Source organism: Alteriqipengyuania sp. (assembly GCF_964222115.1).
Classification (GTDB): domain Bacteria; phylum Pseudomonadota; class Alphaproteobacteria; order Sphingomonadales; family Sphingomonadaceae; genus Alteriqipengyuania.
The window spans coordinates 1-24,974 of record NZ_CAXQBM010000017.1; the positions used below are offsets into that span (position 1 = coordinate 1).

A 24,974-nucleotide genomic window follows, 5' to 3' on the forward strand; every position below is an offset into this window, starting at 1 on the left:
CGCCACGCGATATGGAAGGTGCGATCACCGCGCTGGCCGAAAACGTGAAGGTGAAGAGCGAGGAGGACAATCTCTTCGAAATCACCGCGGAGATGGGCCGCAGCGAGTATACCGACGCAGAGAATGCCAAGCTGGCGCAGGATGTCGTGCTCAAGCTGCTGGAGATTTTCGAGCAGGCCAATGTCGAGGGGACCCGCGGCGAAGTAAGCGATGCAGTCGCGCTGCTCGACCAGCAGCTCGACGCCCGCGCCAAGGAACTGGAAGAAGCCGAAGCACGGCGTACCGCGTTCGAGGCAGAGCATCCAGAACTGATCGGCGGGGCCACCGCCATCTCGTCCAGGTTGCAATCCGCGCGCACCGAAATGCGCGGTGTGGAAGCCGATCTGGCTGCGGCGCAAAGCGCGCTGGCTGCTATCAATGGCCAGCTTGCCGGGACACCGCAGACTATCGCGGGAGTCAGCGGCGGTGGCAGCGCGCTGGACCAGGCAGAAGCGCAGGTCGCGCAATTGCGCGCGCGCGGGCTCAAGAACAATCATCCGGACATGCAGACCGCGCTGCGGCAGGTGCAGATGCTGCGCCAGATGGGCGGCGGCGGTGCCACGGCGGGTGGCATGCCTAACCCTGCTTACAGTTCGCTCGTTTCGATCCGCGCCGAACGGCAGGCGAATGTGCAGGCGCTGTTGGCGCGCAAGGCTGCGCTGCAGGCCGATATATCGATGATCATTGCCGACCAGGCGAGCGAGCCGCAGCTGGCTGCCGAAGCCCAGCGCATCGGGCGCGATTACGAGGTGCTCAAGAACAAGTACGACGAGCTGCTGCAGGACCGCGAGGAGATGGAACTGCGCAGCCAAGTGGAGAGCGAGCGTAGCTCTTTCCGGTTCGACATAATCGACGCGCCGGGCGTTTCGACGCGGCCTGCCGCACCCAACCGCCCGATCCTGCTGCTGGCAGTGATGGTGCTGGGCGTCGGGGCAGGGCTGGGCAGTGCGATCGCGCTGACCATGCTGCGTTCCACCTTCTCGACCGCCGCCGGGCTCAAGAAATCGCTCGGCCTGCCGGTGATCGGGACCATCACCAAAATCGTGCCGCCTTCGCGCCAGGCGAAGGAAGAGCGCCAGTTGCGCCTGTTCTACGCCAGTTCCGGCGCACTGGCCGGATTGCTGGTCGTGTTGCTGGGCATCGAATTTGTCCAGGTTGGCCAGGTGATGGCGTGAGGGAGCAGCAATGACCGAACATCGCCCCATCAAGCCTCCCCAAGAGGAAAAGAGCAGTTCTTTGCTGGAACGCGCCAGTGGTGCGTTCGGCCTGAACGATCTGGGCGCAGCGCCGATGCCGAAAAGCTTCGACGATGTTCCGATGAAGCGCGCGCGTCCGCTGCGTAAATCCGGCAGCGATCAGGCGCCAGCGCCAGCGCCAGCGCCGGCTCCTGCGCCTGCACCCGAACCTGAGCCGACACCGGCCGAAATTTCCGTCGAGGCCCCGGCCGCCGAAGCACAGCTTCCCGTGCCGAGCCAGTCGGCGCCGCCTCCTGCCGTGATCGAGGGTAGCGCCAATGCGATCGCACTCGCCGGAGAACCGGTCGATGTCGATTTCGATCGCTTGCGCAAGAGCGGCTTCGTCGATCCGACGGGGCAGGCTTCCGCGCTGGCCGAGGAATTCCGCATCGTGAAGCGGCAGGTACTGGAGGCCGCTCGCCATGCTGGCACCGGCCTGTCGCGCCGCATCCTTGTTACCTCGCCCCACCAGGATGAGGGCAAGACATTCTGCGCGGTCAATCTGGCATTGTCGCTGGCTGCAGAACGCGATCTGGAGGTCGTGTTGGTCGATGCCGATTTCGCCAATCCGTCGGTCAAGGACGCTTTCGGCCTGCCCGAGCGTGCGGGCCTTATGGATGTGCTCGGCGATGCCGAAAGCGGCGTCGAAGCGCATGTGCTCCAGACCGATATCGATGGCCTGTGGATCCTGCCGCCCGGCCGTCAGGCGAGCCACGCGAGCGAGGCGCTTTCCAGCCGCCGGACCGCCGAAATGTTCGAGCGGCTGACCGCGCAGGCACCCAACCGGATCGTGCTGATCGACAGCCCGCCCGCGCTCGCCGCATCGCCTGCGGCAGAGCTGGCCAAGCATGTCGGCCAGACGATCCTCGTCGCGCGTGCCGATCGCACCGGCAAGAGCGCGCTGGAAGATGCCGCACAGTTGCTGGCTGCCTGCCCCGACATCAAGCTCGTGCTCAATGGCGCGAATTTCAGCCCGAGCGGGCGCCGCTTCGGGAGTTATTACGGATGAGGACCGCCTCCATGACCCGCCTGCCCCACTCGGTATCGGCTCTTGCCACGGTGCTTTGTGCCAGCGCATTCCTGCCTGCCGCGCCTGCTTTCGCCCAATACCAGTGGAGCGATGACGAGGTAAGCTCGAGCAGTGCGAGCAGCAGCCTGCCGCCTGCCCCCAGCACGCCCTACGGCTATCCCGGCGATAGCAGTTCGCAATCGAGCGACGGCTATGGCGATGGTGGCGGCTATGGCGATGGCAATGGCTCGCGGCCATCGGGTGCACCCGTGCGCCAGCGCCTGCGCATCGATCCCTATATCGAGGCCAACCAGGTCGTGACTCAGCGGATCGAGCCGGATAGCGAAACCGCAGTTTATGGAGCGGTTGCCGCCGGTGTCGATGCATCGGTTCAGGGGCGTCGCGGGGGCGGCTCCGTCTCTCTGCGCTATGACCGCGTCATCAGCTATGGCGACGATCTTTCGAACGGTGTTTCGGGTGGCGACAGTGTTTCGGGCATTGCACGCGGCTATGCTGCGCTCACGCGGGGCGTCACGGTGGAAGCGGGCGGCCTTGCCGCGCGCACGCGGGTCGATTCAGGCGGCGGTACCACACTTGCCAGCGGCCAGCCGATCGACGCCGACAGCGAGGCGCGCGTCTACTCGGCCTATGCCGGGCCCAACATCTCGACACAGGTCGGCGTGGCGAACGTCTCTGCCAACTACCGCTTCGGGTATAACCGCGTTGAAGAGCCTGCCGTGGGTGTGGTCGACAACGCGGTGACGATCAGCGACGTGGCGCAGGAAAGCATCGTGCATTCCGCCAGTGCGCGCATCGGAGTCGATCCCGGGAAGGTCCTGCCCGTGGGCGTTGCCGTGGGTGCCGGGGCGTTTCAGGAAGAGGTTTCCAATTCCGACCAGCGTGTGCGCGATTTTTATGGTCGCGGCGATATCACCGTGCCTATCGCTCCCGGTTTTGCGGTGGTCGGCGGGGTCGGCTACGAAAAGGTCGAGGTTTCCAACCGCGACGTCGTGCGCGACGGATCGGGCGATCCCGTCGTCGGTGCCGACGGACGTTACCAGACCGATACCAGCGGCCCGCGCCGGATCGCCTTCGAGACCGAGGGGCTGATCTGGGATGCAGGCGTGGTGTGGAAGCCTTCGCGCCGCACCCAGCTGGAGGCGCATTACGGGCGCCGGTACGACAGCGATTCCTATTATGGCAGCTTCAGCTGGCAGGCATCGTCGCGCACGGCCGTCAATGCCTCCGTCTACAAGGGCATCAGCGGGTTTGGCGGTGTGCTGACCAATTCGCTGGCCAACCTGCCGGTTGGCTTTGTCGCCTCGCGTAATGCGCTGACCGGCGATTTCAGCGGCTGTGTGACCGGCACCGGCACGCAAGGCTCGGCAGACTGCCTGGGCGGTGCGCTGTCTTCGGTGCGCAGTTCGGTGTTCAAGAACCAGGGCGTCAACCTTGCCTACTCGACCACCGAAGGCCGCCTGACGACGGGTATAGCCATCGGCTACGACCGTCGCCGCTATTACGGTGCGCCTGGAACGCAGCTCGCTGCTGCCGATGGGCAGGTGGACGAAAGCTTCTACGGCAATGTCAGCATGGGCGGCCCGCTGGGCTCGCTCGCAGCGTTCAATATCAACGGATATGCAAGCTATCTCAGGCAAGGCTCTACAGCAGTCGAAGACGCGCTGCTGCTGGGGGCTTCGGCCGCCTATAGCCGCACGCTGTTCGGCAAGCTTTCCGCCCGTGCCGCGGTTTCGGTCGATGCGATCGAGAGCGATGCGGTGGACGAAACCAATGCGTCGGCCCTTGTCGGCCTGCGGTACGATTTCTGATCGCCTGAGGGACCAGACCACTTATGTTTGACCAGTATTACGGTTTCTCGGGCCGACCCTTCCAGCTTACGCCGGACCCGAACTTCTATTTCGAGAGCATTACGCATCGAAAGGCACTGAGCTATCTCGGGTACGGAATGGCGCAGGGCGAGGGCTTTATCGTCATCACCGGCGAGATCGGATCGGGCAAGTCGACCATGGTCGCGCACCTGATGCGCAAGGTCGATCCCGAACAGATGACCGTGGGCCAGGTGGTGACCAGCAACCTCGACGGGTCGGAACTGGTGCACCTGGTGGCACAGAGTTTTGGCCTCGATGTCGCGGGGCAGGACAAGGCGAGCGCATTGTCGGCGATCGAGGCTTTCCTGCACGAGGAAGCGCGCGAAGGCCGCCGCTGCCTGCTGGTGGTCGACGAGGCGCAGAACTTGAGCTTCGAAGCGCTGGAAGAAATGCGGATGATGAGCAATTTCCAGCTCGGTTCGCATCCGCTGCTGCAGCAATTGCTGCTCGGCCAGCCGGAATTCAAGCAGACGCTCGCCCAGCATGACCGGCTGGAGCAGCTGCGCCAGCGCGTTATCGCCGCCCATCACCTGACCGGGATGGAGCCGCAGGAAGTGCGGCCTTACATCGAGCATCGCCTCCAGCTGGTCGGCTGGTATGGCAATCCGCGCTTCGAACCGCAGATCCATACCGCAATCCACGAGGCCAGCGGCGGCATCCCGCGCCGGATCAACCAGATCGTCACCCGCCTCTTGCTGATGGGTGCGGTGGAACAGCGCAGCGAAATCGACCGCGTCATGCTGACCGCGGTGATCGACGAGATGGCGAACGACAGCCGTGCGCAATCGGCGGAGAGTGCCCACAAGCCCGATGCCGGTCCGTCTGCCAACTATGCCCAGACGCAGGCTCCTCCGGCGGCGTCTTCGCCTGCGCCCGTACACGCACCTGCACCCACTGCAGCAGCACAGCCGACGGCGGCGCCTTCGTCTGGTTCGAACGAGGGCGAGATGTCCGATCTGCGCGCCGCGATTGCTACACTGTCACGCGCTATCGAGGGCTCGCCCAAGACCGATGGCGATCTGGCCGCGCGCGTCGCTGCGCTCGAAACGCGGCTGGAAGACCAGGAACAGAGCGTGCGCTATGTGCTGCAATTGCTCATCGAATGGCTCGACAAGGAAGGCCGCCAGAAAGAGAACAGGGCCGCGTAGTCATGGACTTCGCGCCGGCACACCAGAAATTCCCCCCCGAACCGAAGGTCGTGAACGGCCTGTCGGTCGATGTGGAAGACTGGTTCCAGGTCGGTGCGTTCGAAAACACGATTGCCCGCGCCGACTGGGATGGGTGCGAGCTGCGCGTCGAGCGCAATGTCGAGGCCATGCTGGCACTGTTCGACCGGGCCGGAGTGAAGGCGACGTTCTTCACGCTCGGCTGGGTGGCGGAGCGCGTGCCGCAGTCTATCCGCGCTATCGTTGAAGCCGGCCACGAACTTGCCAGCCACGGTTACGATCACCAGCGCGTGTTCACCTTCGACCGTGTGCAATTTGCCGAGGACCTGCGCAAATCGCGCGGCATTCTGGAAGACCTGGGCGGCGTAAAAGTGACCGGCTATCGCGCGCCAAGCTTTTCGATCGATGCGCGCACGCCGTGGGCGCATGAGGAACTGGCTGCGCAAGGCTATTCCTACAGCTCCAGTGTCGCGCCCATCGCGCATGATCACTACGGCTGGAGGGACGCTCCGCGTTTCGCCTTCCGCCCCGTCGAAGACAGCGATCTTGTCGAACTGCCAGTGACGACGGCGATGCTGGGCGAGAGGCGGCTGGCGGCTGGCGGGGGAGGGTTCTTCCGCACGCTGCCCTACCATTTCTCGAAATGGGCGATTGCGCAGGTCAACCGCGAAGAGATGCGGCCCGCAATATTCTATTGCCACCCGTGGGAGGTCGATCCGGGCCAGCCGCGAGTTGCGGGCGCCCCGCTGCGCTCTCGCCTGCGTCATTACACCAACCTTTCGCGCATGGAGCGTAAGCTCGAACGATTGCTGGGCGAATTCTCGTGGGGCCGGGTCGACGAGATCGCCCGGATCGAGGCGCTGAAGATCGAAGGCGAAGCGCGATGAATGCACCTTTCGCCCTGGAGCGCTCCGAACCGACCGAGATTGCCGTGGCCGACCTGCGCGATCCTGCGCAGGCTTCCCGGATCGCTGCATTCGTCGACGAACAGGATGGCAGTCCGTTCCACCTGCCCGAATGGCTGGCCGCGATAGAGCGCGGCACGGGGCAGAAGGCGCATGGCATCCTCGCCGAACGGGCAGGGCGCATTGTCGGCTGGCTCCCGCTAACGCTGGTGCACTCGCCGCTATTCGGGCGGGCGCTTGTATCGAGCGGTTTCGCGGTCGATGGTGGCGCACTGGCACGCGAACGCAATGTTGCCCAGCGCCTTGCCGACGCAGCGTGCGAGCTTGCGTTGCGTAACTCCTGCAATGAAGTGGAATTGCGGGGCGGGGAAACCCCGGCTGGCTGGCAGGCGATTTCCGGCAAGCATAGCGGGTTCGTCACCGAACTCGCGCCCGACGACGATGCGCAATTGCTTGCGATCCCGCGCAAACAGCGTGCGGAAGTGCGCAAGAGCCTGAAAAATCCGCTGACGGTTACTGTTGGCACGGGGGAAAACCACCGCGCCGCGCACTATGCCTGCTACGCGGCAAGCGTACACAACCTCGGCACTCCGGTGTTCCCGCGCAGCCTGTTCGATGCAGTGCTGCGCTATTTCGACGAGCGGGCCGACATCCTGACCGTGTGGGAAGGCGAAGAACCGCTCGCCAGCGTGCTGACGCTCTATCATCAGGGTACCGCCTACCCGTTCTGGGGCGGGGGCGTGTGGCGCGCCCGCGAGACCCGCGCGAACGAGCGGATGTATTACGCGCTAATGTGCCATGCCCGCGGTGCGAAGGCGTGCACGCATTTCGATTTCGGCCGTTCGAAGACAGGCAGTGGGCCCTGCCACTACAAGAAAAACTGGGGTTTCGATCCGCAGCCGCTCACCTATTCGCGCTGGATAGCGGATGGCACGCAGGCGCGCGATATCGACCCGACCAGCGATGCTTACGCGCGCAAGATTGCGCTGTGGAAGGCTTTGCCGTTGCCCGTTGCGAACCGCATCGGCCCGCACATCGCGCGGGGGCTGGGCTGATGGGCGAAACCCTTTTCCTTGCGCACCGCGTACCATTCCCGCCCGATCGCGGCGACAAGATCCGATCGTTCCATGTGCTGAGGGCGCTCGCCAAGCTCGGCCCGGTCCATGTCGGCACGTTCGACGACCGTGCGGGCTATGGCGAGCAGTTCCTCTCCGGCATAGCGGCCAGCCACCATCTGGTGCCATGCCGCAAGCCGGACATGCTCGCCGCCGCCGAAGCGATGGCCAAGGGTCGGCCCGTCAGCCTGTCCGCATTCGCCAATGATCGCTTGCACGAATGGGTCGCGCAGGTGCTGCATTATCGCCCGATCGACGCGATCTACGTGTTCTCCGGGCAGATGGCGCAATATATTCCGCCGCATTTCCCGGGGCGGACCGTGCTTGACCTGTGCGATGTCGATAGCGCCAAGTTCGAGGCTTATGGCGAGGCAGGGCATGGGCCCAAGGCGTGGGTTCACGCGCGCGAAGGGCGGTTGCTGGCGGCGGCGGAGGAGCGCTTTGCCCGCGCCGCGGATACGACGCTGCTGATCAGCGAGAACGAAGCAAACCTTTTCCGCACGCGGGTCTCGAACATGCACCAGATCGACCTGCGGGTGATGCGCAACGGGATCGACGCAAAGTTCTTCGCCCCCGGCGCCATTCCCCCCGAGCCGACGCTTTATGGTTCGGGGCCGAACTTCGTCTTCACCGGGCAGATGGACTACGCGCCCAACGTCGCTGCGGTCGAGCGGATGGTGCATCGCATCCTCCCGGGAATTCGCGAAGTGCACGGGGATGCGGAATTCCACATCGTCGGCCGTGCACCCACGCAGGCGGTGAAAGCGCTCGGTAAGCAGGCTGGCGTCACCGTGTGGGGCGAAGTGCCCGACGTGCGACCCTATATTGCGGAAGCGGATGTCGTCGTTGCGCCGCTGACGATTGCGCGCGGCATCCAGAACAAGGTGCTCGAAGCGATGGCTATGGCCATGCCCGTGCTCCTTTCGCCCGAAGCCGCAACCGGCATCGATGGCGAGGACGGGGTGCATTTCACCATTGCCGAAGGCGACCGGACGATGATCGGGCGCGCGCTTGCGCTGCTGGAGGATCGCGACCGGTCGCTCGAAATGGGCGAGGCGGCGCGTGCCTTCGTTCTCGAACACCAGAGCTGGCGTGCGATGCTGGCCGGGCTTGGCGCGCTGCTCCGCCCGCCTGCCGCGGATCCGGTGCGCGATGCCGCGTGACGCGCTGCATCCCCCGCGCAGTCTCGCTCTGACGGCCAGGCTCCAGGCCCTTCCTGCCGCATGGGCGCGTGCGCTTGGGTGGTTGGCCTTCCTGTGGGCATGCGCTTTCCTGCTGACCGCGCCGCAATGGGTGGACATGGCGCGCCAATGGCTGACCGTTTCGGCCTACCAGCATATCCTGTTCGTGCCGCCGATCATCGGCTGGCTGGTGTGGAACCGGCGCGGGGCGCTTGCGGACCTGACGCCGCATGCGTGGTGGCCCGGAATGTTCGCGTTGCTTGGCGCGCTGGCCGTCTGGCTGGTCGGCTCGCTCAGCTCCATCGATATCGTCGCGCAGGCTGGTGCCGTGCTGGTGCTGCAAGCCGTGACGATTGCCTTGCTCGGCCCGCGTGTGGGCGCCGTACTGGCCTTTCCCATCGCATTTGCGGCCTTCCTGGTGCCTTTTGGCGAGGAGATCGTGTTCCCCTTGCAGATGCTGACGGCGAAGATGGTGATCGCGCTCACGCATCTCAGCGGCATCCCTGCTGAGATCGACGGCGTGTTCATCGACACCCCGGCGGGCCTGTTCGAAGTTGCCGAGGCATGCGCGGGCGTCCAGTTCGTGGTCGCGATGCTGACGCTCGGGGTGCTTGCCGCAAAGGTCGGAATGACAGGTTGGCCGCGACGTGTAGCCTTCATGCTGCTCTGCCTCGTGGTGCCGATCCTCGCCAATGGAGTGCGCGCGTGGGGAACGATTGCCATCGCCCAGAAGGTCGGCGTCGAGCGCGCGGCAGGCTTCGACCATATCATCTATGGCTGGGTGTTCTTTGCGCTCGTGGTGGCGCTGGTGATGGCCGTTGCGTGGCGATGGTTCGATCGCGATCCGCTGGCCGAAGGTGCGGAGGCGGGCTCGCTGGCGCATTATCGCGCGGTCCTTGCGCTCAACCGTGGGACATTGCGGGCGAGTACGCTCGCACCCGCGATTGCTGCGATAATTTTGCTGGCAGGCCTGTGGGCCGGCCTTGCGCGAGGGTCGGAGACGCAGGCTCCAGTCCCGCATGCGCCAGAGATCGAGGGCTGGGTGCTCCTCGAAACGCCGGCAAAGCCCGCCTGGCAGCCCAAAGGCGCGCATGCGAGCGAGCGGCTGCACGCAATCTATCGCGACGAGCAGGGATACGAGGTCGATCTCTATCTTGCCGCCTATACCGGCATGGCCGACCCGACCGTGGAGAGCGAAGGGGCGGTGCCGCCCGACACACCGTGGCGGCTGGTGGCTTCTGCACCCGCGCCTGAAAACATAGCTGGAACCGAACTGCTGGCCTTTGGCGCCGAGCGGCGCCTTGCATGGTCTTCCTTCGTTGTGGGCGGGGAGGCGACTTCGAGCGCGCTCGGCTCCCGGCTCGCGGGGCTGGGCGACCGGCTTGCCCTACGCACGCACCCGCGCTGGCTGGTCATCCTTTCCACCTATGACGATGGCACCGATGCATCCGGGCAGGCGCTAGAGCGCTTTCATCGAGCGTCCGGCGGGCCCGCGGCGCTGGTGGAAGCCGCCGTAGCCCGCTAGGGGAGATCAGGCATGTGCGGCATTGCTGGCCTATTCGCGCGTGATCCGCACGCCTCAATCGATCGATCGGTCCTGACTGCCATGCGCGATGCCATGACGCATCGCGGCCCCGATGGGGAAGGCTTGTGGCTGGCCGACGGCGTGGGCCTCGCGCACCGGCGGCTTTCGGTAATCGACGTGGAGGGCTCACCGCAGCCGATGAGGTCTGCCGACGGACGTTCGGTGATCGTCTTCAACGGCGAAATCTACAATTACCGGGCTTTGCGGCACGAGCTGGGCCAGCTGGGCCATAGGTTTGCGACCGAGGGCGATACCGAAGTCATTCTCGCGGCGTACCAGGAATGGGGTGCCGATTGCCTTGCGCGCCTGAATGGCATGTTCGCCTTCGCGATCTACGACACGCATGCGCGCAGCTTTTTCCTCGCCCGCGACCGGTTTGGCGTAAAGCCGCTTTTCACCGCTATCCTGCCTGACGGCACATTCGCGTTCGCATCGGAACTCAAGGGCTTGCTTGCGCATCCTCGGATCGAACGGAAGATCGATCCGCTCGCCATAGAGGATTACTTCGCCTGGGGTTACGTGCCCGATCACCGGTCGATCCTGTTGGGTGTCGGTAAGCTTCCGGCAGGACATTACCAGGTTGTCGAACCCGGCAATGCGCCGCGTCCACCCGTCTGCTGGTATGACATCTCCTTCGCCGACCGGCATCACTTGAGCGAAGCGGACGAGCGCGAGGCGATCCGCGCACATCTGCATGATGCGGTGCAATCGCGCATGGTCAGCGATGTGCCGATCGGAGCATTCCTTTCGGGCGGCGTGGACAGCTCCACGGTGGTCGCGATGATGGCCGATATTGCGCAGCGGCAGGTCACCACTTGCTCGATCGGTTTCGACGTGGCCGATCTGGACGAGACCGAACATGCGCGCCTGATCGCAGACCGCTTCGGCACGATGCATCACGAGAAGATCGTCGATCCGGCCCTGTTCGGCCGCGTGGATCGCATCGCGGCCATGTTCGACGAACCCTTCGCCGATGCCTCCGCGTTACCCACGGCAGAAGTGTGCGCGTTGGCACGCCAGCATGTCACCGTGGCGCTGTCCGGCGACGGCGCGGACGAGGCCTTTGCCGGGTACCGCCGCCATGTTTTCCACGCTGCCGAACAGCGGGCTCGCGATATGGTGCCCGCCACCATTCGGAAGATGGGCTTCGGGCCGCTGGGCGCACTTTATCCCAAGGCGGACTGGGCTCCGCGCCCCTTGCGCGCCAAAAGCACGTTGCAGGCTCTCGCTCTATCCGGCGAAGAAGCTTACGCGAGGGCGCTGAGCATCATGGCACCGGAAGCGCGGAAGGCGCTGTTCTCGCCCGCGATGGTCCGGGAATTGGGTGGGTATCGTGCCGAGCAGCCCCTGGTCGAGCTGATGCGCCGCGCCCCGGCACGCAACGGGTTGGACCGCGCCCAATACGCCGATCTCAAATTCTGGCTCCCGGGGGATATCCTGACCAAGGTCGACCGGACGAGCATGGCCGCGAGCCTCGAAGCGCGCGAGCCATTGCTGGATCACACCCTGGTCGAGTTCGCTGCGCGCCTGCCGGTATCGCGGCGGATTACCGGGGGTGAGGGCAAATATGCCCTCAAACGCGCAATGGCTGGAGAACTGCCGCAGAATATTCTCCACCGACCCAAACAGGGATTCGTGCTGCCGATCGCGCATTGGTTCCGTCATGATCTGAAAGAAGGCGCGCGGGCAGTCGTCCGCAATCCGCGCCTGCTCGACACGGGCTGGTTCGATCGCGAGACCCTCGTGAATTTGGCGGAAAACCACATCTCCGGGCGGCGAGATCATGCGCGTGAACTGTGGCAATTGCTGATGCTGGACCGGAGCATGGCGTCGCTGGCCGAGAAAACGTGAGTCATTTGAGCAACATTTTGACTCGGCCCATCGCAAAAATGACTCAAAATTCGAGATTTGGTAAATAAATCGTTGCGGTCGAGTCCGGCCATCGCTTAGATTCACCCCAATTGCAGGGCTAATGCCCGCGCACAGGTGGCAACGGGGGTCGCATTGAACCGGGTGAGCACCAATTTCGAGCAACACATCATCCTCGACGAATCGGGTAACCCGATGCTCGTCGAAGGTGGGCCTGTCATCGCGCCCGAGCTGTTCGGTCTCGATGAATTGCGCGTCGAATATGATTCGGATACCAAGGCTCTCTGGACGCATATGGTCCCGAGCGGGCGACCTAGCTTCACGCCTTCGATGCTCGCCGATTTCGAGCGTTGGCAGGATCTGATCCAGGCCAATTTCGGTCGCGACGACCTGCGTTTCCTTATCCTCGGGAGCCACGCACCCGGTGTGTTCTGCTACGGCGGCGACCTCACGCTGTTCCGCAAACTGATCGTCGCGGGCGATCGCGCCGCGCTGGTCGATTACGGCCACCGCTGCTGCCGCATTCTCCATCGCAACATCAATACTCTGGGCCTGCCGATGCTCACCATCGGGCTGGCGCAAGGCGATGCGCTGGGCGGCGGGCTGGAAGCCTTGCTTTCGTTCGATTTCATTATTGCCGAAGAAAGCGCTGGCTTCGGCCTGCCAGAGATCATGTTCGGCCTCTTCCCCGGAATGGGCGCGCACGCATTTCTCAGCCGCCAGCTGGGCAGCGTGGCGGCCGAGAAACTCATCACCTCGGGCAAGACCATTTCCGCGCGCGAGATGCTGGCGCTGGGCCTTGTGCACGAGGTCGTGCCCGATGGCACCGGTGAGGAAGCCGTGCAGACCTTCATCGAGAAGAACGCACGTCGCCACGCGGGCCTGCTCGGCTCGCGCCGGGCGACAAAGCGTAGCTGGAACCTTTCGCTTGCCGAGTTGTCCGAGATTACCGAAATCTGGGCCGACACCGCGCTCAAACTGACCGAACGCGATCTCAAGCTGATGGGCCGGCTGGCCGACAAGCAGAGTCGCGTGATGCAGAAGGCCGCCGAACCGGCCTAGCCTCGCCTAGCGCGAGTCGACCAGCACGATTTCCGCTTCTTCGAGTGCTTCGACCCGAAGCACGCCTTCATCCTTCGTGGCGATGCCGTCGCGCGGGCCAGCTTCTTGTCCATTCACCCGGATGCGTCCGGTGGGTGCGACCAGGTACTGGTGGCGCCCCGGTGCTGCCTGCCACTCGGCGGTCTGTCCGGCCTTCAAGGTGGCTGCCGCAACCTTGGCATCGGCGCGGATCGACAATGCGCCATCAGCTTCGGGCGTGCCACTCGCCAGCACTTCGAACCCGCCATCGCGACTTGCCTTGGGGAATTCGCGCTGGTCCCAGCCGGGCGCTTCACCCTGGCTGTCGGGCAGAATCCAGATCTGGAACAGCGTCGTGGCTTCGTCTTCCACGTTATACTCGGCATGGGTGATGCCGGTGCCCGCGCTCATCACCTGCACGTCGCCAGCAGCTGTGCGGCCCTTGTTGCCGAGCGAATCCTGGTGTGTGATCGCGCCCGTTCGCACGAAGGTGACGATCTCCATATTGTCGTGTGGGTGGGGCGGAAATCCGCTTTTCGCCGCGATCGTGTCGTCGTTCCACACGCGGATGCGGCCCCAGCCCATGCGGGCAGGGTCGTAGTAACTCGCGAAACTGAAGTGGTGGCGGGCATCGAGCCAGCCATGGTCGGCGGAGCCGAGGCTCTCGAAAGGACGGATATCGATCATGTCGCTTCTCACATCGGCGGGGATGTCTGGCCGCCGGAACAGCTCTGAATTAGGGCGCCTTTGCGGGTATTCAATCCACCCCGTGGCCAAGCGCCATGTAGTCGGTGCTCTGCATTTCGCGCAGGCGGCTGACCGTGCGGGCGAACTCGAAGCTGCCATCGCCTGTAGGATACAACGACTCTGGCTCCGCAGCGGCGGTGGCGAAGAGCTTTACCTTGTGTTCGTACAGCGCGTCGATCAGCTTGGTGAAGCGGATTGCCTCGTTGCGGTTTTCGGGGCCGAGTATCGGTATCCCAACCACAATGACCGTATGGAACTCGCGGGCAAGCGTGAGGTAATCCGCGGCTCCGCGGTTTTCGCCGCACAGCCGTTTGAAGCTGAATACGGCCACGCCTTTGAGGCACTTGGGAACATGCAGTGTACGCCCGCCACCCAGCTCGAGTTCGCCCGAGGGGACATGCTGGGCGTCTTCCGGCTTGTAGTCGGTCAGGCGGAAGAAGGCTTCGCGCACCTGCTCCGTCGCATCATCGCCCAGCGGTGTATGCCAGGTTTCAAGATCGCCCAAACGATCGAGCCGGTAATCGGTCGGCCCATTGAGCGACAGCGTATCGAGCTTCCGCTCGACCAGTTCGATGAAGGGCACGAACAGCGACCGGTTGAGCCCGTCCTTGTAGAGATCGTGGGGAGGGCGGTTGCTGGTGGTGACGACGGTAACGCCGTGTTCCTCGATTAGCGGGGTGAACAGGCGTGCCATGATTGCCGCATCGGCAGTGTTGGTGACGACCATTTCGTCGAAGGCCAGGCAGCGCACATCCTCGGCAATACGCGCGGCGACCCGTCGCACCGGCCCCTCGGTCTTCTTCGCGCGCTCTTCCGCAATCATTGCGTCCACCTCCAGCATGAAGGCGTGGAAATGCACGCGGCGCTTTTTCCCGATGTCGAGGCATTCGAAGAAGAGGTCCATCAGCATGGACTTGCCGCGCCCTACGCCGCCCCACATGTAGAGCCCGCGCACCGGCTGCGGCCTCTTGCCTAACAGCCCGCCGAGCAGGCCCTTGCGCGGACTACCCGCCTCCAGTTCGGCCTGCACCCGGCCCAGCTGCTCAACCGCTGCGCGTTGATCGGCGTCGTCGCGCAACTCGCCTGCGGCAAGCAGTTCCTCGTAACGGGTGACAACTCCGGTCAAGCGGCCGTGCCACCGCGCGATGCAAGCTTGCGGATAATGCCGGAAAAGCTGGCGACCAGATGGTCTTCCTGGACCACCTGACCGCGCATGAACACCATGCGGCCCGTTTCGCGCACGATCTCGGTCAGCGCATCGAGCGGCTTGTCCGGAATGCCCGCGCCCACGAACTGGGTGGAGAGTTCCAGCGTGACCGAGGGGCCTGCCTCGGCCTCGCTCAAGACGTGAGCCGTCGCGAACAGCGCGATATCGATCAGGGCGAGTGTAGTCGCCCCGTGGATCATGTCCTGCAGATTGGTGTGCCGCAGTTCCGGCATCATGCGCAGGCGGCACTGGTCGCCCTCGCGCCGCACGGCAAGATCGCCCATCACCGCTGCGTTGAAGCGCGTGCGATCGTGCGGGTTCCAGCTGAACCAGCCTTCGCTGCCGGGCAGCTCCTGATAGTCGAAGAACGGGGTCGGCTTGTTCAACGTGCGGCAGGCGCTGGATCAGATCGCGCGTTCGGCGATCATCTTCTTGGTCTCGGCAATCGCCTTCGCGGGGCTGAGCCCCTTGGGGCACACGTTCGCGCAGTTCATGATCGTGTGGCAGCGATAGAGCCGGTACGGGTCTTCCAGCTGGTCGAGCCGTTCGCCGGTCATCTCGTCACGGCTGTCGGCCAGCCAGCGATAGGCCTGCAGCAGGATCGCCGGGCCGAGGAACTTGTCCGAATTCCACCAGTAGCTGGGGCACGCGGTGGAGCAGCAGGCGCACAGGATGCACTCGTAAAGGCCATCCAGGTTCTCGCGCTCTTCCGGGCTCTGCAGCCGCTCCTTGCCGCTCGGCGTCGGGCTGACGGTCTGAAGCCACGGGCGGATCGAGGCGTATTGCGCGTAGAAGTGCGTGAAATCGGGCACCAGGTCCTTCACCACTTCCATGTGCGGCAGCGGCGTGATGCGAACCTCGCCCTTCAGGTCTTCGATTGCGGTCGTGCAGGCGAGCGCGTTCTTGCCGTTAATGTTCATCGAGCACGACCCGCAGATCCCTTCGCGGCACGACCGGCGGAAGGTCAGCGTGGGGTCGACCTCGTTCTTGATCTTGAACAATGCGTCGAGGACCATCGGGCCGCACGCATCGAGATCGAGCTCGAACCGGTCGTAGTGCGGGTTTTCGCCGCTATCCGGGTTGTAGCGATAGATCTTGAACTTCTTGACCCTCGCCGCGCCTTTGGCCGAGTGCACTTCACCCTTGTCGCGGATCTTGGAGTTCTTGGGGAGGGTGAAGGTCGCCATCGTAAAGTCCTGAATTCTGCTTGCCTCTCACCTAGCGCCTGCTGCGCAAGGTGCAAGGGCGCAACCGCGCCAAATCCGGTACGCCTGACACACCTGACACAGTGTCTTAAGGCAGAAATCTCTCGCTCGCGAGGGAGGAGGGAACGTGCAAGCATCTCCGTGGGTCTATCCGACATGGGGCATGTAGGACAGCAGATCGAGCGAGCCGTTGTAATCGGCGCGAGTGGCGGGATTGGCGCGGCGCTCGTGCGAGGCCTGGTTGCGCGCGATGCAGAAGAGGTTTTCGCGGCTTCGCGTACACGCCCGGAAAGCCTGCCGGAGGGTGTCGAATGGCTCCCTCTCGATCTCGACGATGAGGCAAACATTGCAGGGGCGGCGCAAGCCGTGGGCAAACCGCTCGATTGCGTGATCGTGGCCAGCGGAGTGCTGAGCCTGCCGGACGGGACCGGGCCGGAGCGCAGCTACCGGCAGGTCGAGGCAGACGCGATGGCGCGCGTCTTCCACCTCAACACGATCGGCCCTGCGCTGATCGCCAAACATTTCCTGCCACTTTTGCCGCGCGACCGGCGCGCCGTGTTCGCCGCGCTATCGGCGCGGGTGGGCTCGATTTCGGATAACGGGATCGGCGGGTGGCATTCGTACCGGGCGAGCAAGGCGGCGCTCAACATGCTGATGCGCAATTACGCCATCGAGCTCGGCCGCGCGCACAGGCAGGCGATCTGTGTCGCACTGCACCCCGGCACGGTCGATACGGCTTTGTCCGAACCGTTCCAGGCCAACCTGCCAGACGGCCAGCTGACGCCGCCCGATCAGGCAGCGGGGAACCTGCTCGACGTGATCGATGGGCTGACGCCGGACGACAGTGGCTACTTGTTCGACTGGGCAGGGGCGCGGGTGGGGTTTTGAGCTGCCACGACCCCTCTTCGAGGGGGAGACTTGCCGCTGCCCTCTCCCGCTCGTCCTGAGCCTGTCGAAGGGCGAGCGCAGCGCGGACCATTCGCACTTCGACAAGCTCAGTACGAACGGTTGCTACACTATCCGCTGAAAGCCTAAACCTCCGCCCGCTTCGCCGTTTCGATCACCGCCGCAGCAAATCCCTCGGGGTCGTCTTCCTGGATGAAGTGGTGCCCGCGCAGCGTGCGGTGCAGCGGATTGTCCTTCGCGCCGGGCACGCGCGCGCGAAACTTTGCATCGCCGCCACGGGTGATGGGATCACGATCCGAAAAGGAGCAGGTGAACGGCTTGTCGAAGCCTTCGAGCACCTCCCATGCCTTCAGCTGGTCGGGCACGGCCTCGTTCGCTCCCAGTGGGACGAGCGAGGGGAAGATGCGCGCCCCCGCCTTGCTGGCGCGGGTCGGGAAGGGGGCATCGTAGGCTGCCACCTCGGCCTTGCTCAATTCGCGTACCGTGGCCTGCTGCAGGATCCTGCCAATCGGGAAGACCGGGCTGCGTTTGGAAAACGTCCGCCACTTCCTGAAAGCTTCGGGCGCAGGTTCGCCCGCCGGGAGTCCGCCATTGGCGAGCACCACTGCGGCGAACCGATCCGGCGTATCCGCAACCAGCCTGAGCCCGACGAGCGAACCCCAGTCCTGACAGGCCAGCACGATGTTCGACAGGTCCATCGCGTCGAGCCAGTCGCGCATCCACGCGACATGCAGCGCGTAAGAATATTCGGCCTTCTTCGTCAGCTTGTCCGACTTGCCGAAGCCGATCAGGTCGGGCGCCAGCACCCGGTATCCGGCTTCGACCACCGGCCCGATCATGTGGCGATAGAGGTAGCTCCAGCTCGGCTCGCCATGCATCATCAGCACCGGGGTGCCGTCGCGCGGCCCCTCGTCCAGATAATGCACCCGCAGGCCTTCGCGCAGCATGTGGTAATGCGGCTTGAAGGGATAGTCCGGCAGGTTTGCGAAGCGGCTGTCGGGCGTGCGGTAGGCGAGGGGCATCTTCGTGGTGTCCTTTGCTCGTCTCTACCGCACGCCGATAGTCAGGTGCTTCCGATTAGGCTCCGAAGGTGCGCTGCCACCAGCCGCCACGTTTTGGAGCACTGGCATCGCCGCCGTCATTGGCCGCAGCGGCAGGGGATTTCTCTTCCTTTTCCGCAGCTGCCTGAGGATCGGCGGGCGTGTCCTCAGGGCCGGAGACGACCGCGATATCGTCGGTCAACTGCTCCTTGGTAGCGGCCTTGGCGGGCTTTTTCGCCGCCGTCTTGCGGGGTGCGCGCGGCTTCTTGGCCGGTGCATCGCCTTCATCCGCTTCTGCCTTCTTTGTCGTGCGACGACGCGGCTTGGGTTTTTCCTCGGCCGCAACATCTGCCGCTTCGGTTTCACCTTCCGGAGCCTTCTTCGCGCGGCTGGCCCGCTTCTTGGGGGCAGGCTTTGCCTCGGCATCAACGGTTTCGGCGGTTTCATCCGCCTTCTTGGCGCGCGAGCGGCGCTTCGGCTTTTCCTCCGCAACGGCTTCGGCGGTTTCGGGCGAATCATCCGGCCCGGCGACTACGGCCATGTCTTCTACGACCTGTTCGGAAACCTCTTCCTGCGCCTCGGACGGTTCTGCATTGTCCTGCTTCTTGCGCCGACCGCGACCGCCGCGGCTACGACGGCGACGGGGTTTATCCTCGTCATCCCCGTCCTTGCGCGAGGATTCGTCGGTGCCGGACGCGTCGTCGCCATCGTCGGAATCGCTACCCGAGTCCGTGTTGCCATCCTCGTTATCGCGCCGCTTGTTGCGGTTGCGACCGCCCCGCCGCCGCCGCCGCTTCTTCTTCGGGCGATCGTCGGAATCGTGGGAGTTGTCGTTATCGTCGTCGCGATCCTCTACATCGTTCCCGTCTTCAATGTCGTCTTCCGAATCATCGACTACGATCGGATCGAATTTGGGTGCTTCGGTCGGCTTGGGGCCAGAGCTGGAGACGGCCATCTTGGCGCCTTCGTCTTCGCCCTCGGGCACGACCTCCACGGTCACGCCGTAGCGGCACTCGATCTCCTGCAGGTCGGCGCGCTTTTCGTTGAGGAGGTAGACCGCCGCTTCGGTGCTGGCGGACAGGCGGATTTGCGTGCCCTTGCCCTTGGCCGCCTCGTCCTCGATCAGGCGCAACGCCGAAAGCCCGGCAGAGGATGCAGTGCGCACCAGGCCGGTGCCGTCGCAATGTGGGCAGGGGCGCGTGGTCGCTTCGAGCACGCCGGTGCGCAACCGCTGGCGGCTCATTTCCATCAGGCCGAAGCCGGAAATGCGGCCCACCTGGATGCGCGCACGATCGGTCTTAAGCGCGTCCTTCATCGCGCGTTCGACCTTACGGACGTTGGAGTTGTACTCCATGTCGATGAAGTCGATCACGACCAGCCCGGCCATGTCGCGCAGGCGCAGCTGGCGTGCGATTTCCTTGGCCGCTTCCAGGTTGGTCGCGGTGGCGGTCTGCTCGATCCCGTGCTCCTTGGTGGAGCGGCCCGAGTTGATGTCGATAGAGACCAGCGCCTCGGTCGGGTTGATGACGAGGTAACCGCCCGATTTGAGCTGTACGACCGGTTCGTACATTGCGCGCAGCTGGTCTTCCGCGCCGTAGCGCTGGAACAGCGGCACCGGGTCCGAATAGGGTTTTACCCGCCGGGCGTGGCTGGGCATCAGCAGCTTCATGAAGGCCTTGGCGGACTTGTAGCCATCCTCACCCTCGACCACGACTTCCTCGATCTCGCGGTTGTAGATGTCGCGGATCGCGCGCTTGATCAGGTCGCTGTCCGAATGGATCAGCGATGGCGCGCTGGAGCCGAGCGTGCGTTCGCGAATCTCGTCCCACAGCCGGGCGAGGTAATCGAAGTCACGCTTGATCTCGGTCTTGGTGCGGCTGAGACCCGCGGTGCGCACGATCAGGCCCATGCTGCGTGGCAGGTTGAGGTCGCTGACGACGGTCTTCAGGCGCTTGCGGTCGCTCGCGGAAGAGATCTTGCGCGAAATGCCGCCGCCGTGGCTGCTGTTCGGCATCAGCACGGTGTAGCGACCGGCAAGGCTGAGATAGGTGGTCAGCGCCGCGCCCTTGTTGCCGCGCTCTTCCTTGACGACCTGCACCAGCAGCACCTGGCGCCGCTGGATGACGTCCTGGATCTTGTAGCGACGACGCAGCGCCTGTCGACGCGCGCGTGCTTCGTCGACTTCCTTGGCACGGCTGCGGCCCTTGCCACCCTGCCTGCGGGGGCCACCGCGACCGCGACGACCGCCCCGGCCACGCCGGTTGCCGTCGCCTTCGGACGATTCTTCCTCTTCATCGGAGTCATCATCGTCGTCGTCATCGTCGTCGGAAGAAAGCTGGCCTTCCTCGATCGTGGAGACCTTGTCTTTCTCCGACGTGTCGATTTCCTCCAGCCCGTCTTCGGCGAGGTCTTCGGCCAGTGCTTCGGCGGACTGGTCGTCTTCGGCGTCGTATTCGTCGCCCGGGACGTGGCCCGCCTCTTCCTCTTCGGCACGCAGGCGCTCTTCCTCGGCAGCCGCCTCGGCCTCTTCGGCCAGCAGCGCGTCGCGGTCTTCCTTGGGAATCTGGTAGTAATCGGGGTGGATTTCGCTGAACGCGAGGAACCCGTGGCGGTTGCCGCCGAAATCGACGAACGCCGCCTGCAGCGATGGCTCTACCCGCGTAACCTTGGCGAGGTAGATATTGCCCGTGATCTGTTTGTGTTCAGCCGACTCGAAGTCGAATTCTTCTATCCGGTTGCCTTTGAGAACGGCCACACGGGTTTCTTCCGTGTGGCGCGCATCGATGAGCATGCGCATTGCCATTGTAGTGTCTCCACGCGTTGCGCCTGCTCCAGCCCCCTGGGCCTGTCGCGGCGAAGCGCGCTATCTTTCGTGAAAAATTGCCTGGCCCTGCGGCCAGAGCGGGAAGGGACCTCCGCCGCGCATCCCGAAAGAGGGGCGCGGGGAACGAATGTGTCTGCGACCACGCGGACTGCTGCCCGAGTGTTTGGTACGCTCGCGGCCCGCGCCGGACGCTCTGCTGCAAGACCGTGCGGTCTGGCAGTTCGGAGCGGGCGGGGGGTGCGCATTGGTCGCATCAACCTGTAATCTTGCTTTGTCGCCGTGCGGACAATTAGCCGCGCGGCCATGTGATTGCCCCGTTTAGCAGTGCTTCCCGGCTCGAAAAATCGGTCCAGCAGAAGGGACTGTGCGTAACGTGACCCATATTGGCTAGCATCGCGGATGAAGCGCGGCAACTCTATTGCGAAAGCGATGCGTGGCATTTTACTATGCCGACCGGATGGGCCGCTTCTTTCAAATCCTCGCAATCTTCCTTCTGCCAGTGATCCTGGTGGGAGGATTGTTCGTGTTCGGGTTGACCCTGCCGGTCCCCCATCTGGGCCGGGACTACGTCATTTCGCTGACATTGCCGGAGTCCGGGCAGCCGGTCGACTTGCCCACGATCTACGGGCCGCCCGATAATTCGCGCCCGCTGGTGGTGATCGATCCCGGCCACGGCGGGAAGGACCCGGGCGCGGTATCGGGGGGCCGCAGGGAAAAAGACGTGGTGCTTGCGCTGGCGCATGCCGTGAAGGACCGGCTGATCGAGGAAGGCGGTATTCGTGTGGCACTGACGCGCGAAGACGACACATTCCTCGTCTTGCAGGAACGGCCCGAGATTGCCCGCCGGATGAATGCGGACCTCTTCATCTCTTTGCACGCCGACAGCGCGGGTGAAGTCGACACAGCCTATGGCGCCAGTGTCTATACCCTGTCGCGCGAAGCATCGAGCGAGGCGGCAGCGCGTTTCGCAAACCGTGAGAATAGTGCCGACCTGCTCAATGGCGTCGTCGTTAAGAACCAGAGCGACCCGGTGAACGATATCCTGGTCGAGCTGTCGCAGCGGCGCGTGCAGCAAACCAGCCGCGAATTCGGTGAGTTGATCGAGCGTGAAGGGAAGGGCAAACACCGCTTCCACTCGCAGACCCAGCGCTCTGCCGCCCTTGCGGTTCTACGTGCTCCCGATGTGCCTGCCGTGCTGTTCGAAGTCGGGTTCCTGACCAACGCGCAGGACGCGCAGCAGCTTTCCTCGCAAGAGGGGCAGGATCGGTTTGCGCAATTCCTGGCGCGCTCGATCCGTGTCTTTTTCGCCCGCCGCTCGACCGAAGAATCCTGATCCGCACCAATGTTCACCATTGGTTATGGCGGTCCGCGCAAAGCGCATGCTAAGGGGCCTCCCGCATTATGACCGAGATCGACATCGAACATCTGAGCTACCGGATCCGGCGCGGGTCGCAGGATGCCTATGCCGAGTTCAAGCAGACCTGGCGCGACAACTGGGCGATCCGCTGGATCTGCTACGGCTTCGCTGCCTTCGTGGTGCTGGTTGCGATCCTCTGGTTCTTCATCGGTCGCGACCTGCCCGATGCCACCGCACTGCAGGATTACGAAACTCCGCTGCCCACCGTGGTGCGCGGCAGCGATGGCGAGATCGTGGGCACCTACGCACGCGATCGGCGCGTGCAGCTCAACTTCGTCGACTTCCCGACGCCCCTGGTGAACGCTTTTCTCTCCGCCGAGGACGAGACTTTCTGGAGCCATAATGGCGTCGATGTAACCGGCACAGCCAACGCGGTGATCGACTATGCGCGCAAGGCCGGGACGGACGAGCGCGCTGTCGGCGGGTCGACGATCACCCAGCAGGTGGCCAAGAACGTCCTGCTGAGCGACGAATATTCGATCACCCGCAAGCTCAAGGAAATGCTGGTTGCACGGCGGATCGAGCAGACGCTCAGCAAGCAGGAAATCCTGACGCTTTATCTCAACGAAATCCCGCTTGGCCGGCGCAGTTTCGGCGTGCAGGCGGCCAGCCGTGCCTATTTCGGCAAGGATGTCGGCGATCTGGAATTGCAGGAAATGGCGTTCCTTGCGATCCTGCCCAAGGCGCCCGAGCGCTATGGCCGTAAACAGCACGAGGAAACAGCGGTGGCCCGGCGTAACTGGGTGCTCGACCAGATGGTCGACAATGGCTGGGCCCCAGCCGAAGCCGCGAACGAGGCCAAGGCGAAGCCGCTTGGCCTCACCACCGGCGCCATCTCGATCCGCAATGCCGATGCGGGTTATTACATCGAGGAAGTGCGCCGCCAGCTGCTGGACCGGTTCGGGGAGACGGCCGAGGATGGCCCCAACAGCGTTTATGCCGGCGGATTGTGGGTGCGCACCTCGCTCGACCTCGAATTGCAGGATGCGGCGCGCGATGCGCTGCGCAAGGGCATGCAGCGTTATCACGGATCGCGGGGATGGAGCGGGCCTGTCGCCACGCTCGATGCCAGCAAGGGCGATCTTTCCAGCCAGCTCGCCAGCGCCAATATCGGCATCAATTACCAGGACTGGCGGGTTGCGGTCTTCACCAGCCCCGGTGCGATTGCATTTTCCGATGGCGAAATGGGCTCCCTCACCGGAGCGCCCGGTTCGCTCCAGCCCGGCGATGTGATCGCGGTGCGTCCCGCAGGCAATGCCTGGCGCGTGGCGGTGATTCCGGAGGCTTCGGGTGGCATCGTAGTCGAAGACCCGCAGACGGGCCGCATCCTCGCCATGCAGGGCGGGTGGGACAGTCGGCTCGAAAGTTTCAACCGCGCCACGCAGGCACAACGCCAGCCGGGCTCGACCGTGAAGCCTTTCGTCTACGCCACCGGTCTCGATCAGGGGCTCACGCCTGCAAGCCAGGTCGATAACAGCAGCTTCTGTGCCTACCAGGGGCGGCAGTATGGCCAGAAGTGCATTCGCGGCGGTCGCGCAGGCACTTACACGCTGCGCTTCGGGCTGGAAAACTCGCAGAACGTGATGACCGCCAATATCGCAAACGATGCGGGCATGCCGAATGTGATCAAGACTTACGAACGGGTCGGGATCGGCTCCTACGATCCGTATATCGCCTTCGCGCTGGGCGCAGGCGAGACCACGGTCGAGAAGATGACCAACGCGTTCTCCACGCTGGCCAACCACGGCCTCTATAACGAGCCGAGCGTGATCGACTACGTGCAGGATCGCCGCGGCAAGGTGATCTGGCGCGCCGATAAGCGCGAGTGCGAAGGTTGTAACATGGCGGAGTGGGACGGATCCGCGATGCCGCGCCCGGGCCCGATGGGTCGCCAGATGATGGATGCGCGCACCGCTTTCCAGATCAGCCATATCCTCGAAGGCGTCATTACGCGCGGCACGGCCAAGACCCTGCGCGGCACCGGGCTGCCCCTGTTCGGCAAGACCGGCACGACCACCGGTCCGAAAGATGTCTGGTTCATCGGCGGTACGCAGCAGATGATGGTCGGCACCTATCTGGGCTTCGACCGGCCGCGCAACATGGGTGGTTATGCGCAGGGTGGCACGATTGCTGCGCCGATCGTGAAGGACTTCATCACCGCGACGCGCGACCGCTGGCGGTCCACGCCGCCGGTAGCGCCAGCGGGTGTCCGCATGGTCCGCGTGGACCGACGTACGGGCGGGCGCGTGTTCGACGAATGGCCCAGCAATTCGGAAAATGCTGCGGTCATCTGGGAGGCATTCAAGCCCGATACCGAGCCGCCACGATCCACGCTCGCCTCGGAAATCGCCGCACAGCGGCAGGAACTGCTCGATCTGATTCGCCGTGCACGCAGGGCGCAGGCCGAACTTTCGCGCCCCGTCGAGCCCGAGGAGCCGCCCGAGGACTTCGTCGAGGAGCAGGGCGGAATCTACTAGTCTTTGCGGACCATCGTGCGCCGCGCGCGGGTTGCCATCGGGGTGGCCCGGGCCTAGCGCTGCCCGCCCAATTTGCGG

At 64.3% G+C, this 24,974-nt stretch carries 19 protein-coding genes; 13 read left to right on the top strand and 6 right to left on the bottom strand.

What is annotated here, in order from left to right:
* From ACEQXE_RS02975 to ACEQXE_RS03020, 10 genes are all read left to right on the top strand, one after another.
* Positions 1–1,214, top strand: a 1,214-nt coding sequence (locus ACEQXE_RS02975) for a chain-length determining protein (protein WP_370177425.1), incomplete at its 5' end; no start/stop codon positions are given.
* A 10-nt stretch (positions 1,215–1,224) separates the two neighbouring features.
* A complete protein-coding gene (locus ACEQXE_RS02980) occupies positions 1,225–2,283 on the top strand; it encodes a capsular biosynthesis protein (RefSeq protein WP_370177426.1) in 1,059 nt (352 codons plus the stop codon).
* 11 nt (positions 2,284–2,294) lie between these two features.
* Complete coding sequence (locus tag ACEQXE_RS02985) at positions 2,295–4,112, top strand: preprotein translocase subunit YajC (protein ID WP_370177427.1); 1,818 nt, start codon at positions 2,295–2,297, stop codon at positions 4,110–4,112.
* Between the two features lie 23 nt (positions 4,113–4,135).
* Complete coding sequence (locus ACEQXE_RS02990) at positions 4,136–5,320, top strand: XrtA/PEP-CTERM system-associated ATPase (protein WP_370177429.1); 1,185 nt, start codon at positions 4,136–4,138, stop codon at positions 5,318–5,320.
* Positions 5,321–5,322: 2 nt separating this feature from the next.
* Positions 5,323–6,225 carry an XrtA system polysaccharide deacetylase gene (locus tag ACEQXE_RS02995; RefSeq protein ID WP_370177430.1) on the top strand — a complete coding sequence of 301 codons (903 nt, stop codon included), beginning with the start codon at positions 5,323–5,325 and terminating at the stop codon, positions 6,223–6,225.
* Positions 6,222–7,298: a FemAB family XrtA/PEP-CTERM system-associated protein gene (locus tag ACEQXE_RS03000; protein WP_370177431.1), complete on the top strand. Its 1,077-nt coding sequence runs from the start codon at positions 6,222–6,224 to the stop codon at positions 7,296–7,298. Before ACEQXE_RS02995 ends, ACEQXE_RS03000 begins: the two co-directional genes overlap by 4 nt.
* The gene (locus ACEQXE_RS03005; RefSeq protein WP_370177432.1) at positions 7,298–8,521 is read left to right on the top strand and encodes a TIGR03087 family PEP-CTERM/XrtA system glycosyltransferase; all 1,224 of its coding nucleotides are present in this window, start codon (positions 7,298–7,300) and stop codon (positions 8,519–8,521) included. The genes ACEQXE_RS03000 and ACEQXE_RS03005 overlap by 1 nt, the downstream gene beginning before the upstream one ends.
* Entirely contained in the window at positions 8,511–10,064 is a 1,554-nt protein-coding gene (gene xrtA, locus ACEQXE_RS03010) for an exosortase A (protein WP_370177433.1), read from the top strand. Before ACEQXE_RS03005 ends, xrtA begins: the two co-directional genes overlap by 11 nt.
* A gap of 12 nt (positions 10,065–10,076) precedes the next feature.
* A complete protein-coding gene (locus ACEQXE_RS03015) occupies positions 10,077–11,975 on the top strand; it encodes an XrtA/PEP-CTERM system amidotransferase (protein WP_370177434.1) in 1,899 nt (632 codons plus the stop codon).
* Positions 11,976–12,110: 135 nt separating this feature from the next.
* Positions 12,111–13,055: a crotonase/enoyl-CoA hydratase family protein gene (locus tag ACEQXE_RS03020; protein WP_370183187.1), complete on the top strand. Its 945-nt coding sequence runs from the start codon at positions 12,111–12,113 to the stop codon at positions 13,053–13,055.
* Between the two features lie 6 nt (positions 13,056–13,061).
* Here the strand turns inward: ACEQXE_RS03020 and ACEQXE_RS03025 are convergent, their stop codons facing one another.
* The 4 genes from ACEQXE_RS03025 to ACEQXE_RS03040 all read right to left on the bottom strand — a co-directional run bounded on the left by ACEQXE_RS03025 (position 13,062) and on the right by ACEQXE_RS03040 (position 16,214).
* Complete coding sequence (locus ACEQXE_RS03025; RefSeq protein ID WP_370177436.1) at positions 13,062–13,760, bottom strand: pirin family protein; 699 nt, start codon at positions 13,758–13,760, stop codon at positions 13,062–13,064.
* Between the two features lie 70 nt (positions 13,761–13,830).
* Positions 13,831–14,946, bottom strand: coding sequence for a cell division protein ZapE (gene zapE / locus ACEQXE_RS03030; protein WP_370177437.1), 1,116 nt, complete (start codon positions 14,944–14,946; stop codon positions 13,831–13,833).
* Positions 14,943–15,413, bottom strand: a complete 471-nt coding sequence (locus tag ACEQXE_RS03035; protein ID WP_370177438.1) for a PaaI family thioesterase — start codon at positions 15,411–15,413, stop codon at positions 14,943–14,945. The genes zapE and ACEQXE_RS03035 overlap by 4 nt, the downstream gene beginning before the upstream one ends.
* An 18-nt stretch (positions 15,414–15,431) precedes the next feature.
* Entirely contained in the window at positions 15,432–16,214 is a 783-nt protein-coding gene (locus ACEQXE_RS03040; RefSeq protein ID WP_370177439.1) for a succinate dehydrogenase iron-sulfur subunit, read from the bottom strand.
* Positions 16,215–16,388: 174 nt separating this feature from the next.
* Between ACEQXE_RS03040 and ACEQXE_RS03045 the strand changes: the two genes are divergently transcribed.
* Positions 16,389–17,120: an SDR family NAD(P)-dependent oxidoreductase gene (locus ACEQXE_RS03045; protein WP_370177440.1), complete on the top strand. Its 732-nt coding sequence runs from the start codon at positions 16,389–16,391 to the stop codon at positions 17,118–17,120.
* A 143-nt stretch (positions 17,121–17,263) separates the two neighbouring features.
* Here ACEQXE_RS03045 and ACEQXE_RS03050 read toward each other — a convergent pair whose 3' ends face one another.
* Both ACEQXE_RS03050 and ACEQXE_RS03055 read right to left on the bottom strand, forming a co-directional pair.
* On the bottom strand, positions 17,264–18,160 hold the full coding sequence (locus ACEQXE_RS03050) for a haloalkane dehalogenase (protein ID WP_370177441.1): 897 nt from the start codon (positions 18,158–18,160) through the stop codon (positions 17,264–17,266).
* Positions 18,161–18,215: 55 nt separating this feature from the next.
* Positions 18,216–20,981: a ribonuclease E/G gene (locus ACEQXE_RS03055; protein ID WP_370177443.1), complete on the bottom strand. Its 2,766-nt coding sequence runs from the start codon at positions 20,979–20,981 to the stop codon at positions 18,216–18,218.
* A 478-nt stretch (positions 20,982–21,459) separates the two neighbouring features.
* On the opposite strand from ACEQXE_RS03055, the gene ACEQXE_RS03060 reads away from it, so the two are divergent.
* Positions 21,460–22,335 (top strand): N-acetylmuramoyl-L-alanine amidase, encoded by an 876-nt coding sequence (locus ACEQXE_RS03060; protein ID WP_370177487.1) that lies wholly within the window; start codon positions 21,460–21,462, stop codon positions 22,333–22,335.
* Positions 22,336–22,403: 68 nt separating this feature from the next.
* Positions 22,404–24,896, top strand: coding sequence for a penicillin-binding protein 1A (locus ACEQXE_RS03065; protein WP_370177444.1), 2,493 nt, complete (start codon positions 22,404–22,406; stop codon positions 24,894–24,896).
* The last annotated feature ends 78 nt before the right edge of the window (positions 24,897–24,974 follow it).

Excerpts from the sequence above, each read along its gene's own strand:
- ACEQXE_RS02980 (WP_370177426.1), top strand. The coding sequence starts at position 1,225 with ATGACCGAACATCGCCCCATCAAGCCTCCCCAAGAGGAAAAGAGCAGT.
- ACEQXE_RS02985 (WP_370177427.1), top strand. The coding sequence starts at position 2,295 with ATGACCCGCCTGCCCCACTCGGTATCGGCTCTTGCCACGGTGCTTTGT.
- ACEQXE_RS02990 (WP_370177429.1), top strand. The coding sequence starts at position 4,136 with ATGTTTGACCAGTATTACGGTTTCTCGGGCCGACCCTTCCAGCTTACG.
- ACEQXE_RS02995 (WP_370177430.1), top strand. The coding sequence starts at position 5,323 with ATGGACTTCGCGCCGGCACACCAGAAATTCCCCCCCGAACCGAAGGTC.
- ACEQXE_RS03000 (WP_370177431.1), top strand. The coding sequence starts at position 6,222 with ATGAATGCACCTTTCGCCCTGGAGCGCTCCGAACCGACCGAGATTGCC.
- ACEQXE_RS03005 (WP_370177432.1), top strand. The coding sequence starts at position 7,298 with ATGGGCGAAACCCTTTTCCTTGCGCACCGCGTACCATTCCCGCCCGAT.
- xrtA (WP_370177433.1), top strand. The coding sequence starts at position 8,511 with ATGCCGCGTGACGCGCTGCATCCCCCGCGCAGTCTCGCTCTGACGGCC.
- ACEQXE_RS03015 (WP_370177434.1), top strand. The coding sequence starts at position 10,077 with ATGTGCGGCATTGCTGGCCTATTCGCGCGTGATCCGCACGCCTCAATC.
- ACEQXE_RS03025 (WP_370177436.1), bottom strand. The coding sequence starts at position 13,760 with ATGATCGATATCCGTCCTTTCGAGAGCCTCGGCTCCGCCGACCATGGC.
- ACEQXE_RS03040 (WP_370177439.1), bottom strand. The coding sequence starts at position 16,214 with ATGGCGACCTTCACCCTCCCCAAGAACTCCAAGATCCGCGACAAGGGT.
- ACEQXE_RS03045 (WP_370177440.1), top strand. The coding sequence starts at position 16,389 with ATGGGGCATGTAGGACAGCAGATCGAGCGAGCCGTTGTAATCGGCGCG.
- ACEQXE_RS03050 (WP_370177441.1), bottom strand. The coding sequence starts at position 18,160 with ATGCCCCTCGCCTACCGCACGCCCGACAGCCGCTTCGCAAACCTGCCG.
- ACEQXE_RS03055 (WP_370177443.1), bottom strand. The coding sequence starts at position 20,981 with ATGGCAATGCGCATGCTCATCGATGCGCGCCACACGGAAGAAACCCGT.
- ACEQXE_RS03060 (WP_370177487.1), top strand. The coding sequence starts at position 21,460 with ATGGGCCGCTTCTTTCAAATCCTCGCAATCTTCCTTCTGCCAGTGATC.
- ACEQXE_RS03065 (WP_370177444.1), top strand. The coding sequence starts at position 22,404 with ATGACCGAGATCGACATCGAACATCTGAGCTACCGGATCCGGCGCGGG.